Genomic DNA, 14815 nt, shown 5'->3' on the forward strand with positions numbered 1-14815 from the left:
AACAAGATACCCCATCGATTGCAGCTCCTTGATCGCGTCGGCTAGGTTCCGGACACGCAAATACGGCTGCCGCTCCAGCGCGCCGCTCGCTGTTTTCGCAAGCGCCCCGGTCTCGGGCGCAGCGTGATGACGCATGCCCACAACCGCCGATGCGCCCAATACCTCTGCGGACCGCAGAATTGCACCAACGTTATGGGGGTCTGTCACCCGATCCAGCAGCAACACGCGTGGTGCTTCAGCCCCGATGCAGACATCCTTGAGCGCCCCCCAGCTCAGCGGTTTGACCTCTAGTACGGCTCCTTGATGCACCGACCCGGGATCCAGCGGCGGGCGGAATTTTCGCGGATCAACGACCTCTGGTTCGATGCCGGCTTTGGCAATCGCCTCTTCCAGCTTGATCTGAGCATTCGGCGTAACCATCAGCTTAATCTTTTCACGCGCGGGATTTTCCAGCGCGTCGCGCACCGCATGAAGGCCAAACAACCAAACTGTTTGGTTCGCATCCGCCTTCTTTTCCTGCTCTTTTTGCACAACCCACTTAGGTTTTTTCATCGCCGAACCTTCTATCTTTCATCGCAAGGTAAAATTCCCTGCATTTCGCGCCGGTTTTCGCCTTGACGCCTATACTGCCCGCTTGTAATCACGCCTTCACATCCGGTGCAATGCACAGGGTGAAAGTGGGCGACAGGCCGCAAGGTGTGGCAGGGGACTGTAACTCCCTCGCGGAGACGCACGCCTGGTTCGATTCCAGGGTCGCCCACCACTTTCCCCTTTTCGACTATCCTTAAGTATAGCGGCACAGCCGTTTGATACATTGTGTTCCGATGTGAATTTGTGACACATCTTATGCATTTAGAACGCATACGAAATGATAGGGGTGACCCGTGTCCCATGCTTCCCGGCCGGATCAGGCTTTCAACATCGCGATCGTCGGGCAACACGGGCGGCTGGCTTATGAGGCTCTGTTGTTTGCTGCATCGCTGCGCCACCACAGCCCCCATTTTTCGGGCAACCTCTATGTGATGGAGCCGCAGCCCGGCCCGCTTTGGTCGGATGATCCACGAATCAAGAACCCCGATGTTATCAGCGCGCTCCACAACCTTGGTGCAGAGGTGATCCCGTTTGACACAAAGCACTTCGGCGAGAGCTATCCATATGGAAATAAAATCGAAATGCTCAATGCGCTTCCAAAAGGTGAGCCCTTCGTTTTCTTCGATACGGACACGTTGATCACTGGCGACCTGATGTCGGTCCCCTTCGACTTTGACCGCCCGATGGCATCCATGCGGCGCACAAACACGTGGCCTGTTCCCCAGCTGTACGGACCACAATACGCCGGTCTGTGGAAATCCCTTTACGACAAGTTTGACCTAGATTTTGACAGCAGCCTCGACCTGTCTCAGCCCGACGATTATTGGCAACGGTATCTGTATTTCAACGCGGGCTTCTTTTTCTATCGCTGCCCTCACGAATTTGGTGAAAAGTTTTTGCACTATGCGCTGGCGATCCGCGATGACGCGCCGGAAGAGCTATGCGCGCAGTCTTTTGACCCTTGGCTTGACCAAGTCGCGTTGCCGCTGGTTATTCATGCGCTTGGTGGGGCGCGCGATACCTTGCCTGACGGGCTGATCGACGGGTCTGTTAGCTGCCACTATCGCCTGCTGCCCCTGCTTTATGCACGCGAACCGGACCACGTCGTTGAAACTTTAGAAACGATTGCAGCACCAAATAAACTGAAGAAAGTTTTAAAGGGTTCGGAGCCGATTAAGCGGATGGTCTATCAAGGCCGCGGTCGCAAGGCGCGGGCTCTGTTTGATCAGGACAACCTGCCGCGCAAAGAGCAGGCTATTCGGAATCGTTTGAAATCAAACGGCTACTGGATGCGGTAGCGTCGACCGCATTTCATCCGAGTCACTAAACAACCTCCTAAACGCGACAGAAGCGACCTACAGCTTGTGCGTTCACATCGGTTCACCTAACGATATTGAAGACAATTTTAGGGAGAACAACGATGACAGATAGCCCCAACTATGGTTTTGATACCCTGCAGATACACGCAGGGGCCAAACCTGATCCGGCGACCGGTGCGCGGCAGACGCCGATCTACCAAACCACGGCCTATGTGTTTCGCGATGCGGACCACGCGGCGGCGTTGTTCAACCTGCAAGAGGTGGGGTTCATCTATTCCCGCCTCACGAACCCGACCGTTGCTGTCTTGCAGGAACGAATCGCCACGCTTGAGGGGGGCGTTGGTGCCGTGTGTTGCTCTTCCGGGCACGCGGCACAGATTATGGCATTGTTCCCGCTGATGGGGCCGGGAAAGAACATCATCGCCTCTACCCGTCTGTATGGGGGCACGGTGACGCAGTTCAGCCAAACGATCAAACGTTTTGGTTGGTCCTGCAAGTTTGTAGACTTTGACGACGTTGATGCCGTGAAAGCAGCGGTTGACGACGATACCCGTGCGATCTTTGGCGAAGCCATTGCCAATCCTGGCGGCTACATCATGGACGTGCGTGCCATTGCCGACGTGGCGGATGCGGCAGGCGTTCCGCTGATCATCGACAACACAACGGCGACGCCCTACCTGTGCCGCCCGATCGAACTTGGCGCGACTCTGGTGGTACATTCGACGACGAAATACCTGACCGGCAACGGCACGGTAACAGGCGGCTGTATTGTGGATTCAGGCAAGTTCGATTGGTCCGCGAATGATAAATTCCCGTCGCTGAGCCAGCCGGAACCTGCTTACCACGGTCTCAACTTTCACGAGACCTTTGGCGGCTTGGCCTTTACCTTCCATGGCATCGCCATCGGTTTGCGGGATCTTGGCATGACGATGAACCCGCAGGCCGCGCATTACACCCTGATGGGGACAGAGACACTTTCGCTGCGCATGGAACGCCACGTAGAAAACGCCCAGAAAATCGCGGCTTGGCTCGAGAATGATGACCGCGTCGACTATGTCACCTATGCGGGGCTGGAATCCTCGCCCTATTTCGAGCGTGCGAAAAGCGTTTGCCCCAAAGGGGCCGGCGGGTTGTTCACCTTTGCGGTGAAGGGCGGATACGACGCCTGCGTCAAATTGGTAAATGCGTTGGAGATTTTCAGCCATGTCGCAAATCTTGGCGACACCCGGTCGCTGATCATCCACTCTGCCTCCACCACGCACCGACAGCTTAGCCCCGAGCAGCAAGAAGCCGCGGGTGCCGGCGCGAATGTTGTGCGCGTTTCCATCGGGACAGAGGATGCCGCCGACCTGATCGCCGATCTAGATCAAGCGCTGTCCAAAGCGACGGCTTAAGCTACGACCTAAAAAAGACCCCCGCCAAAGCAACCCTTCGGCGGGGGGTATGTTTACCCATTCAAACCTTCAAATGCCGCGAGGCAGCAGAGGGTTAGTCAGCCTCGGCGATTTCGAACTGCAGCGTGACTTGCGCGCTGATGTCGATCTCTCCGGTCTCAATGGGCATATCCATAGTTTTCATCTGGGCACCCCGCATTTCCATCGGGCGGAAACCCTGGCTCGATTCGGACATGCTGGTGAGTTTACCAAGCTTAACGCCAGCGGCACCTGCAAGCTGCTGCGCACGCTCCATCGCATCCTGAACGGCCCTCTCTCGTGCCTTGGCCAACGCCGCTGCATTATCCTGCAATCCGAACTGCAAGCCATTGAAATCATTAGCGCCCTGGGCCACGACCGCATCCAGCAATTGCCCAAGTTTGCTTAGATCGCGGACCGTCACACTGACGGTGTTACCCGCCTCATAGCCCGATACTTCCACCGGGGACGCATCTTCGCGGGGGCGGTTGTTATAGACGGGCCGCAGATAAAGCCCGCTGGTCTGACGGTCGAGGCCCGCGATCTTCAATGTGTCCAATTGGTCTAGAATGCCGCGCACTTTTTCCGAAGTCTGCGCCATTGCGTCCGAGGCAGAGGCCGCCCGCTCGCTCACGCCCAAGCGGATCGTCGCGGTATCAGGGGCAAGCGATACAACCCCCTCGCCATTCACGGTGATCCCCTGCGGTGCTTGTTGCGCCAACGCCCCTGACGCAAAACCGGCACAGACGATCGCGGCAATTTTCAACATTCGCATATTCATGACCTTTTTTTACTGTGATATTCCTTGGCAACATATGTGACCTCCCGCCTAAGTTGCCGCAAGCCTCCTCTGCGCTCCGCTCTTTTCATGAGCAAACTACTGCTCTATTCTTTTGCTGTGAACGGGCGCTCTGTTTTGCAGGCGATCCGCATGGTATTGGCAATCTGCTGCCGTCCGAATGTCCCACCGTCCCAATGCCTCTAGTCAAAAGCGTTCCAATGAAGCCCAATTTTGCACTGTCTCTCTCCTTCGAAGGTATTCGCCTCCTGCACCGCGCCCCTGATGGATGGCGGCAGGTGGGTGAAGTGGCCGTCGACGCGGAGGATATGGCCGCCCAACTGGCCGCCTTGCGAAGCACCGCCACCGCGCTAGAGCCGAGCGGCCTGCGCAGTAAGCTGCTGATTCCGAACGATCAAATCAAATACATGACGATCGACACCGCAGGGCTTAGCGATCAGGCGCGGCGCGAACAGGCCGAGGTGGCGCTTGATGGCGCGACGCCCTATGCCGTCGAAGATCTGGTCTTTGACATCAGCAATGACGGCCCCCGCACACATATCGCCGCCGTCGCCCGCGAAACACTGGCCGAGGCCGAAGCCTTCGCGACCGAGCATCGTTTTCACCCCGTCAGCTTTGCCGCCCAGTCCGACGATCATGATTTTACCGGCGAGGCGTTTTTCGGCCAAACAGACTCCGCCCCCAAGTGGTTGGAGCCGGGCGATTCTGTGGAGCGTGACAAAGGGCCTTTCGTTATCCTGGGCGATGTGGAGCTGCCGCCGGAGGATACTTCGCCCCCGAAAGATGATACGGCTGCTGAGACGGAAAGCCCCGGGAAGGCCGATGATGTGACGGCGGATGCGTCGCAGGAGGGTGACAGCACGTCGGATGCTCCGGCGGCTGAAGCCGCAAAGCCGGAAGCAAAGACGGCTGATGCTCCTCAGCCAGCGAGTCAGAAACCAGCAGACGCCCCCGCGCCCAAAGCGGCAAAGCTTGACGCGCCTCGCGTTGCACCCGCGTCCCCATCGGTGACGCCCCCGCCAAGCAAGGCGTCGGCCCCCGCCCGCGCCAAAACGCCCGAAGCGTCAGCTGGAAAGGCATCGGCACCCGCGGTACAGAAACCAGCCGCCCCATCTGTTGAAAAAAATGTGGCAGCGACACCCAAGCCCGCGCCCGCCGTCTCCAAAGCCCCGCCCGCGGCACCTGCCGCTACGAAGGCCCCCGCGGATTTTTCCAGCCGACGCAGCGCACCTATCGTCACGGGTGCCGCCGCGCGCGGTAGCGTGCAGCCCTTGTCGCACACGGGCGGGCCGGTCCCCGATAGCAGTTCGTTAACCGGTGCCAAACACACACAACCTGCCAAGTCGTCGCCTTTCGGCTTTCTTAAACGCCGCAAGCCCCGCGCGACACCACCTCCGCCCAAACCAATTGCCGCAAAAGCGGCCCCCATTCCCGGCAAGGCCCTTGCCACGGGGGCCAGCGAAGTCGACCAGATGACCGTTTTCGGGGCCCGCAAAGAGCAGTCCATCGGAGGCAAGCCGCGCTTTTTGGGGCTGGTCCTGACCGCAGCCTTGCTGGTGTTCCTCGCGGGCGTCGCAGCTTGGGCGTCTGTCTTCCTTGATGATGGGTTAGCGCTTTCGCGGCTCTTTGGCAGTCGTGACACCACGCAAACCGCCTCTGCCCCTCCGGAGCCGGCGGTCAAACAGCAGGTGGAAAGCCGCGAGGACCCCATCGTACCCCAGGCCCCGCCCGAGACTACGGCTGACACCACTGTCGCCGCGCTTGATCCCACGCTCAGCGATGAGGACGGTGCGGTTTTGGACGCGATGCGCGTGCCACAGCAGCTGCAACCGCGCGAGCTGACCGCGCAGGAAATCGAAGCGAAATACGCGACAACCGGCATTTGGGCCATCGCGCCAAAGACACCAAAAGCGCCGTCGATGGTGACGCTGGATGATCTGTTCATGACCAGCATCGATCCCGTCAGCACCTCGAATGACGCTGTTGCACTGCCGACGCTTGCGTCCTTTGGCGGGGATACGGTCGATATCAGCTCGGCCCCTCCGGCGGCGGCGGGCACGTCGTTCACATTGGATGATCGTGGTCTGGTTGTTCCAAGTCCGAATGGCACGTTGAACGCGGATGGGGTTTTGGTTTTCGCCGGGCAACCGGCCCGTGTGCCCCCTGCGACCCTCGCCCGTCCCGGTGCGGTCGAAGAGGAAGAGGTCGAGGATACGGTTGTTGCCGCCCTGCTCGGCTTTCGCCCCAAGCTGCGCCCCGAGGATTTGCCCGAACAGAACGAGCGCGCCAATCTGGGTGGGGTGACCCGCAACGAACTTGCCGCGTTCCGCCCGACCCTGCGCAGCGCCGACGTCATCAAAGCCGCCGCTGCAGCCAAACAGGCCGAGGTTGACGCCGCAGCAGAGGCCGCAGCCGCCGCGATCAAAGCCGCCTTGCCGCAAGAGCCCGTGAACAACGCGACGCAATACGCGACAGAAGTGTCCAAGCGACCAGACACGCGCCCCGGTAACTTTTCGCGCATCGTACGTCGGGCCGAACGGGCGCAGCCTGCGCCTGTGACGGTCGCCAGTGCGCCGGCTGCGGTCACGCCACAGGTGGTACAGCCTTCGGTGCCGTCGAAAGCCTCCGTATCGAAGCAGGCAACTGTGAAAAATGCGATCAAACTGCGTCAAATCAATCTGATCGGGGTGTACGGCAAACCCTCAAGCCGCCGCGCCTTGATCCGGCTGAGCAACGGGCGGTACCAGAAGGTTGCCGTCGGGGATCGTCTGGATGGCGGCCGCGTCTCCGCGATTGGCGAGGCCGAATTGCGGTATAACCGCCGCGGGCGCGATGTCGTGCTTAAGATGCCCCGCGGCTAAACCACGCAAGATCTGACTGCTCGCTACATGAAAAAGCCGCATCCGAAGATGCGGCTTTCTGTCGTTTCAGGCTTCGCTCAACTCGCCACTGTCGATTTGTTCCTGCTCGATGCTCTCGAACAGCGCCTTGAAGTTCCCTTCGCCAAAACCGTCGTCCCCTTTACGCTCGATGAACTCGAAGAAGATCGGCCCGATGACAGTTTTCGAGAATATCTGCAGCAAAATGCGGGTTTCGCCGCCATCGACGACCCCTTCCCCGTCAATCAGGATGCCGTGTTTTTTCATCCGATCAAGCGGCTCTTGGTGGCCGGTGACGCGATCCTTGCTCATCTTATAGTAGGTCTCGGGCGGGCCGGGCATGAATTTCAGCCCGTTGTCCGCAATGGCATCCGTCGCATCATAGATGTTCCGCGCGCCCACGGCGATGTGCTGGATCCCCTCGCCGTTGTATTTCTTGAGATAGGCCACGATCTGCCCCTTCTCGTCGCGATCCTCGTTGATCGGGATACGGATGCGGCCGCAGGGAGATGTCAGCGCACGCGAGGTAAGGCCGGTAAACTTGCCTTCAATATCGAAAAACCGGATCTCGCGAAAATTGAACAGATCGCCGTAGAACTTGAACCAGACGTCCATGTTCCCCTTAAAGACATTATGCGTCAGGTGATCGAGATAGTAGAAACCGACGCCAGCGGGTTTGGATTGCGCGATCCAGTCGTATTCCTCGTTATAGGGCGACGTGTCGTAATACCGATCCACAAAGTAGATTAACGACCCGCCGATCCCCTTGATCGCGGGCACATCCAGCACCTTGCCTGCGCCTGTATATTCCTCAGCCCCTTTGGAAACAGCGTGGTCCAGCGCCTTTTGCGCATCCACAACCCGCCAGCCCATCGAGGGCGCACAGGGGCCATGCTCGGCCACAAAGCCTGCGGCAAAGCTGTCAGGGTCGGCGTTCAGCACATATGTGATGTCCCCCTGCTGCCAGAGTTCGATTTTCTGCGTCTTGTGGTTCGCCACATGGGCATAGCCCATACGGGTAAATAGATCGCGAAGCTCCTGCGGGTCGGCGCTGGCGAACTCGACGAATTCGAACCCGTCGGTGCCGGCCGGGTTTTCATCGGTGATTTTGGATTTTTCGGCGTCATGCGGAAACGGACCCATAAGATGCTCCTTTAATAGCGTTCGTGCGCAGTCTATCGCCGGAACCACGCTATCTTTGCGCAAACATACAAGTGTGACTGGCTATTCGCGCGGGGTTGACGCATGGTTTTATCATTCTATGTGAGAATACCGCATGACATTAGATGATATCGATAAACGCCTGCTGGCGGCGCTGCAAAAGAACGCGCATCTCACTGCTCAAGAGTTGGGAGAGAAGCTGCACCTATCCCCGTCCCAAGCAGGTCGGCGGCGACAACGGCTTGAAACCGAAGGGTATATCCAAGGCTACACGGCCCGGCTCAACCCCGAACGGTTGGGGCTGACGGTACAGGGGTTTGTGCAGGTCCATCTGGGCACCCACGGGCCCGAACATTCCGTCAGCTTTGCGCGGCTTTTGGCCACCCGCCCCGAAATCGTTAGCGCGTGGACGATGACGGGGGATGCGGATTATTTGCTGCGCGTCTATTGTGCAGACCTGCCCAGCCTGAACCGCCTCATCCATGATGTGCTGCTCCCCCATGGTGCTGTCGCAAAAGTGCATAGCCAGATCGTTATGGATCAGCTTAAACGAGACGGGCCCTTGCCCACCTGATTGACCCGCTCGGGGCCTGCCCGACACAAAGAAAGTATGCCCCTTATGGAAGGTTTCCTGTTTCAAGCCTCGATCTATCTCGCTGCGGCGGTGATTGCGGTTCCCATCGCATCGCGTCTGGGGCTGGGGTCGGTGCTGGGATATCTCGCGGCGGGGATCCTGATTGGGCCGGCCTTCGGGCTGGTCGGGTCGGAAACCAAGGATTTGCAGCACTTCGCCGAATTTGGTGTCGTGATGATGCTGTTCCTCATCGGGCTAGAGCTTGAACCCCGCGCCCTGTGGAACATGCGCCACCGGCTGCTGGGGCTTGGCGGGATGCAGGTCGTGCTTAGCGCTGCGGCGCTGATGGGCATTGCGATGGCCTATGACCAGCCGATGGGTGTGGCGATTGCGATCGGTCTCACGCTGTCGCTGTCGTCAACCGCGATCGTGCTGCAAACCCTGTCAGAAAAGGGCTTGATGCAAACAGCGGGTGGACGGTCCGTCTTTTCGGTGCTGCTGACGCAGGATATCGCGGTGATCCCGATCCTCGCGTTCCTGCCGCTGCTTGTGGCGCAGCTGCCCGCGCAAATGCGGCCCGACGGATCGATCTCGGTGAACCCCGAGGATGCCGCCCACGGAGCAGAGGCAGCCTCGGGGCATGGTCCTGCGGCGGCGGGTCATGGTGCGGAAACCGCGCAGGCGGCAATTTCACTGGTGCAGGGGCTGCCGGGCTGGGCCATCACGCTGGTCACCTTGGGTGCCATTGCCGGGATCATCATCACCGGCGTGTTCTTCACCCGCCCCGTTTTCCGGTTTATCCACGCCGCCAAGCTGCGCGAGATGTATACCGCTTTGGCCCTGCTGATCGTCGTCGGGATTTCCTTCCTGATGATGCTGGTGGGCCTGTCGCCCGCGCTTGGAGCCTTCCTTGCGGGAGTGGTGCTGGCCAGCAGCGAATTCCGGCACGAACTGGAAACCGACCTCGAGCCGTTCAAAGGGCTGCTACTGGGGCTGTTCTTCATCACCGTGGGGGCGGGTATCAACTTTGATCTGCTGTTCGCCGATACGATCATCATCGTCGGGATGGCGCTGCTGGTTATTCTGGTGAAGGGCCTGATTCTTTACGGGCTTGGCACCCTGTTCAAGCTGCAAGGGCGCGACCGCTGGCTCTTTGCGCTTGGTCTGGCGCAGGCGGGTGAATTCGGCTTTGTGCTGGTCAGCTTCTCGGTCGCCACGGGGGTCATGCCCAATGACGTGGCCGAGACATTGTTGCTGGTCGTCGCCCTATCGATGCTGATCACACCGCTGCTGTTCATCACCTATGACCAGATCAGCAAACGGATGGATACGAAATCCGGCCCCATCGTTGCGGACGAGATTGACGAGCAGGGCACCGTGATCATCGCGGGTGTCGGGCGGTTCGGGCAGATTGTGAACCGTCTGGTGCAAGCCAGTGGCTTTCGCACCGTCGTTCTGGACCACAACCCCGAAACCATCGCCGTCATGCGCCGCTTTGGCTTCAAGGCATTCTTGGGCGATCCGACCCGCGCTGATATTCTGCGCAAGGCCGGTCTGCGCGATGCCAAGGTTCTGGTCGTCGCGCTGGATGATCCCAAGTCGGCCTTGCAGCTTATCGCCTATGCCCGCAAGGAACGGCCCGACCTGCATATCGTAACCCGCGCCCATGACCGGACGGATGTGTATCAACAATACCAAGCCGGCGCGAATGACATCGTGCGCGAAATGTTCGACAGCTCGCTTCGGGCGGGGCGCTATGTATTGGAGAACCTCGGGCTCTCTGACTACGAGGCGGCAGAGGCGCAGCGGATGTTCTATTCGCACGACCGTGCGTCTGTGCGCGAGCTGGCGGCCCTATGGCGGCCTGACATCCCACCAAGCGAGAACAAAGCCTATGTGGCCCGCGCGAAAGAGCTACAAAAGGATCTGGAAACCGCGTTCCTGAACCGGATTGACCAAGAGGATAAGACCCAAGGGTCGTAGCCCCCCTCGCCCTTCAGACACCAAAAAGCCGCGCCCGATATGATATCAGGCGCGGCTTTTCAAAATTTAACGGTTGCGATCAGGCCGCGGCGACGCGGCTTTCCAACACATCACCGACCTGCTTGGAGGCCGCCAGTTCGTCCCCACCGGCGACGGCGGCAACTTCACGGGTCAGACGCTCAAGCGCGGCTTCATACAGCTGACGCTCGGAATAGCTTTGCTCGCGCTGGTCGTCGGTGCGGTGCAGGTCGCGTACGACTTCGGCGATGGCGATCAGATCACCGGAGTTGATCTTTTGCTCATATTCCTGCGCGCGGCGCGACCACATGGCGCGTTTGACCTTGGCCTTACCCTTCAGGGTTTTCATCGCATGGCTGATCACGTCAGGGCTGCTGAGCGCGCGCATGCCAATTTCTGTCGCCTTATGGGTGGGCACCCGCAGCGTCATCTTGTCTTTCTCGAACGCGATCACGAACAGCTCCAGCGAGATGCCCGCGACTTCCTGCTCTTCGACCGAGATGATCTGACCAACGCCATGCGCCGGATAAACAACGAATTCATTCGGGCGGAAATCTAGCTTCTTCGACTTGCTCATACAGTGGCTCCTTGGGCGCGGGGACGGCCCGCATGGGTAAATATGCTGTCACAACGACAAAGGCCGACCGGCCCAAAGAGCCGTCAGCCTCATTTCATAACTTCAGATGTTCTGGTTCAACCTGTGCAAAACGGTTGAGATTTGGCGCGTAGGTATCATCATTTGCGACAACGTATATCACAAAATTAGCCCCCCCGAAAGCGGGGGGCCGCATAGATTCGATCAAATACGTGTTAATCGAATAAATAAAGGGGATCAGGTGGCGTCACACGCAGCGATCACCCCATGCACCCAAGTGCGAATCGATTAGCCGCCTTCGCCGGGTGCTTCAGAGAAATACTTCTCAAGCTTGCCCTCTTCACCATCGCGTTCCTCTGCCTCGGGCAGCGGGTCTTTCTTGGTGATGATCACGGGCCACAGTTCGGAGTACTTGCGGTTGAACTCCACCCACTTCTCCATGTCCGGCTCTGTATCGGGGCGGATCGCGTCGGCGGGGCATTCAGGTTCGCAAACGCCGCAGTCGATGCATTCATCGGGATGAATGACCAACATGTTTTCGCCCTCATAGAAGCAATCCACCGGACATACTTCAACGCAGTCAGTGTATTTGCAGGCGATACAGGCATCGTTAACGATATAGGTCATAACATCATCTTTTATGGCAGGTTTAACGCAGGAGATACGTCAGCACAGCGTATCATTCAAGGTGGCGCGCCCGAGAAAGATCAAGCACGCGGCGATCACGCTTACTGGGGCGCCCTTTTCCCTCAAATGCCGGATTTTCAGGTTGTTTTTTCTCGGATCGGGGGACCGGCGGGGACAGATCGGTGTAAAGCGTTTGCGCCTCGGGGGCCGGACCACGGCGGGTGCCGATGCCCTCTATCTGGATCACCCGCACATCGTCGCCCATGGCAAAGGTCAGCACGTCGCCCACCACAACCAATGTCGCACGCTTTTGCGCGACGCTGCCGTTGACCCTGACGGCCCCCGCTTGCACGCGGGCAGCCGCCAGAGAACGCGTCTTATAAAACCGCGCATGCCACAGCCACTTATCAAGCCGCAGCTTTGTCGGCGCTTTGGACAATTACTTGTTATCTTTCAGCCCCATCAGCGCAGCGGCGAATGGGTTGTCGGGGTCGATCGGCTTTTCGGCACGGGCGGGCTTGCTGCTGAACTTCTGGGCTTTGCCGCCCTTGTCCCCACGCGGTGCACCCTTTTTGCCACGCGGTCCGGGCTTCCCCTTCCCTTGTGGGCGATCCCCGCCGCCGCGACGCTGGCCTTGGGCATTGCCACGGGGCGTGCGCCCCCACGTGAAGACATAATATGTCTCAAGCTCGGCGCCTGCGATATCGGCGTCAGGCGCTGTGCCTTGGGGGTTTTCCTCGGCAGGGGTGTCGGGGATGTGGTCGTCCACCTCTGGTGTCTCGGCCAGTTCCTCGACCATCGGGGCGATCCCGTCATCGGGCATATCGGCAGTCGCGGGCAGAATGTCATCCGCCTGAGCAGCCGCCGGATCTTCGACGATACCACCGGCTGGTTGCTTGTCCGCTACATCCATCACGGGCGTCTCGGCATCTGCGCCTTTGTCGGCAGCCATCGGTGCACCGTCGTGAGGCACGACAGTATCAACGGCTTTCACCTTGGTGCGCTCGGCCTTTTCGGCCTTATAGCCCAGACCTTCCATCAGCGTGGCAAATTGTTCGAGCGTCATGCCCGTGATCGACAGCATATCGGCCTTCGCCTCGAACCCGCCGCGCGAATCTTCGGAGCGCAACATATCGGCCAGACGTTCCAGCATATCGATACGGATCGCGCGTTCACCAGCATTACGGTACCCAGCCATCGTCGCAGCGCCTTCGGGCGCGCTGGTGTCTACGGGGATGGTGACCAGCCCAGGGGGCGGCGATTCAGGGAATTCGTTCAGCCCCTTGGAAATCGACCACAGCACCAGACGCAAACGTGTCGGCGCAGGCTTCAGCAACAACGGCATAAAGATGGTGAACTGACCAAAGCGCAAACCATGCTTGCGCAGCGCGCCACGGGCGTCCTGATCCAGGGCTTTCACCTCGTCCGCCACATCAGCGCGGGGCAAAACACCAAGGTTTTCAACCATGCGGAAGGCAAAGCCACGGGCCAGACCGGTCAGCGCCTCATCCTTTGACAGGGCGATCAGTGGCTCGAACAGGGCTGCGACCTTGCGGTCGATGAAATGCTGCAAACGGCGCTGCACTTTTTGCGCGACCTCGGGGCCCGCAACGTCATCGACGAAGACCTCGACACCGGGCTTCAGCGGATCGGAGCCCGCAACCAATTTACCCACGGCAGAGCTGCCCCACATGAGGCCGCCCTGCTCTGTGAAATCAATCTCTGTATCAGGCGCGTTGTAGAAACGATCCGCCCGCAAATGGAACTGAGGAGCCAGCGCCTGCAACGATGCAGCTTTGATCGTTTTATCTTCGGCAACGCCTGCGCCTTTGTCTTGGCGAAAGCGGAACCCGTCCAGCTTGCCAACAAATTCGCCTTCAACGGTTACTTCACCGGTCTCGTTTACTTCGGCCACCATGGCTTCCTTCTGTCCTAGCCGGCGCAAAAGCACGGATGTGCGCCGATCTACAAATCTTTGGGTCAGACGCTCGTGCAGCGCATCCGACAGTCTGTCTTCTACGACACGCGCCTCGTGTCGCCAATGGCTTTCGTCACCTGTCCAGCCTTTGCGCTGTGTCACGTAGGTCCAGGTGCGAATAAACGCCAATCGTTTGGATAACGCATCAATGTCGCCATCGGTTCGATCTATGCGTTTAATTTGCCGCGCCAGCCAGTCGTCGGGGATGGAACCGCGCTGATGCAAAAAGTTGAAAATCTGCTCCAGCAGGCTGGCATGCTCTGCATGGCTTATACCACGAAAGTCGGGAATCCGGCAGACATCCCACAATAGGCGCACCGATGGCCCATCGGTACAGCGCGCCGCGATCTCGGCATCAACGGCGAGATTCTTGAGCGCCCGCAGATCATCGGCCTCGCGCGCTTTGAACAACCGCTCATTGTCCGGCGACATTTCAAGCGTCTGGATCAGCCGGTCAATGGACCCGAACTGCAGCGCGGGGTTGCGCCAGTTGAGCTTGTTCTGCGGTGTGAACTGATGATCCATAATGGCCCGCGCGACACCATCATCAAGCGGAGACGCATCGCCCGTGACACCGAATGTACCGCTTTTAAATCCACGTCCTGCCCGTCCGGCAATCTGCGCAAGTTCGTTCGGGGCCAAGGGTCGCATCCGACGCCCGTCAAACTTGCTGAGTGCCGAGAAAGCGACGTGGTCCACATCAAGGTTCAGCCCCATCCCGATGGCATCCGTGGCCACCAGATAGTCGACCTCGCCGTTTTGATACATGGCGACCTGCGCGTTGCGTGTGCGCGGGCTGAGCGCGCCCATAACCACCGCCGCACCGCCCTTCTGACGCCGGATCAGCTCTGCAATCGCATATACATTCTCAACCGAAAA

The 14815-nt window shown here is 59.2% G+C and carries 12 protein-coding genes and 1 tRNA gene; 6 read left to right on the forward strand and 7 right to left on the reverse strand.

What is annotated here, in order from left to right:
- Nucleotides 1–552: TrmH family RNA methyltransferase (locus B3849_RS17515; RefSeq protein WP_286780485.1), on the reverse strand; the 552-nt coding region annotated here is incomplete at its 3' end.
- 127 nt (nt 553–679) lie between these two features.
- Here B3849_RS17515 and B3849_RS17520 point away from each other — a divergent pair.
- The 3 genes from B3849_RS17520 to B3849_RS17530 all read left to right on the forward strand — a co-directional run bounded on the left by B3849_RS17520 (nt 680) and on the right by B3849_RS17530 (nt 3304).
- Nucleotides 680–763: transfer RNA gene (locus B3849_RS17520), tRNA-Tyr, on the forward strand.
- A gap of 121 nt (nt 764–884) precedes the next feature.
- Nucleotides 885–1889: a hypothetical protein gene (locus tag B3849_RS17525; RefSeq protein ID WP_278425663.1), complete on the forward strand. Its 1005-nt coding sequence runs from the start codon at nt 885–887 to the stop codon at nt 1887–1889.
- A gap of 122 nt (nt 1890–2011) precedes the next feature.
- Nucleotides 2012–3304 (forward strand): O-acetylhomoserine aminocarboxypropyltransferase/cysteine synthase family protein, encoded by a 1293-nt coding sequence (locus B3849_RS17530; protein WP_074634557.1) that lies wholly within the window; start codon nt 2012–2014, stop codon nt 3302–3304.
- A 94-nt stretch (nt 3305–3398) separates the two neighbouring features.
- Here B3849_RS17530 and B3849_RS17535 read toward each other — a convergent pair whose 3' ends face one another.
- Nucleotides 3399–4097 (reverse strand): SIMPL domain-containing protein, encoded by a 699-nt coding sequence (locus B3849_RS17535; RefSeq protein WP_278425662.1) that lies wholly within the window; start codon nt 4095–4097, stop codon nt 3399–3401.
- 224 nt (nt 4098–4321) lie between these two features.
- Between B3849_RS17535 and B3849_RS17540 the strand changes: the two genes are divergently transcribed.
- Complete coding sequence (locus B3849_RS17540; protein ID WP_286780486.1) at nt 4322–6982, forward strand: hypothetical protein; 2661 nt, start codon at nt 4322–4324, stop codon at nt 6980–6982.
- 66 nt (nt 6983–7048) lie between these two features.
- Here B3849_RS17540 and hppD read toward each other — a convergent pair whose 3' ends face one another.
- Entirely contained in the window at nt 7049–8143 is a 1095-nt protein-coding gene (gene hppD, locus B3849_RS17545; protein WP_278425660.1) for a 4-hydroxyphenylpyruvate dioxygenase, read from the reverse strand.
- Nucleotides 8144–8276: 133 nt separating this feature from the next.
- Between hppD and B3849_RS17550 the strand changes: the two genes are divergently transcribed.
- Nucleotides 8277–8735: an Lrp/AsnC family transcriptional regulator gene (locus B3849_RS17550; RefSeq protein ID WP_278425659.1), complete on the forward strand. Its 459-nt coding sequence runs from the start codon at nt 8277–8279 to the stop codon at nt 8733–8735.
- 45 nt (nt 8736–8780) lie between these two features.
- Nucleotides 8781–10718, forward strand: a complete 1938-nt coding sequence (locus B3849_RS17555; protein WP_005854327.1) for a cation:proton antiporter — start codon at nt 8781–8783, stop codon at nt 10716–10718.
- 79 nt (nt 10719–10797) lie between these two features.
- Here the strand turns inward: B3849_RS17555 and B3849_RS17560 are convergent, their stop codons facing one another.
- The 4 genes from B3849_RS17560 to B3849_RS17575 form a co-directional block, all read right to left on the reverse strand.
- On the reverse strand, nt 10798–11313 hold the full coding sequence (locus B3849_RS17560; protein ID WP_009825020.1) for a CarD family transcriptional regulator: 516 nt from the start codon (nt 11311–11313) through the stop codon (nt 10798–10800).
- Between the two features lie 306 nt (nt 11314–11619).
- On the reverse strand, nt 11620–11958 hold the full coding sequence (gene fdxA, locus B3849_RS17565) for a ferredoxin FdxA (protein ID WP_005849180.1): 339 nt from the start codon (nt 11956–11958) through the stop codon (nt 11620–11622).
- A 52-nt stretch (nt 11959–12010) separates the two neighbouring features.
- Nucleotides 12011–12397 (reverse strand): RNA-binding S4 domain-containing protein, encoded by a 387-nt coding sequence (locus B3849_RS17570; RefSeq protein ID WP_278425658.1) that lies wholly within the window; start codon nt 12395–12397, stop codon nt 12011–12013.
- The coding region (locus B3849_RS17575; RefSeq protein WP_286780487.1) for a helicase-related protein at nt 12398–14815 on the reverse strand (2418 nt) is incomplete at its 5' end.

The organism is Sulfitobacter sp. UBA4523 (assembly GCF_002388305.1).
Taxonomy (GTDB): Bacteria; Pseudomonadota; Alphaproteobacteria; order Rhodobacterales; family Rhodobacteraceae; genus Sulfitobacter; species Sulfitobacter pontiacus.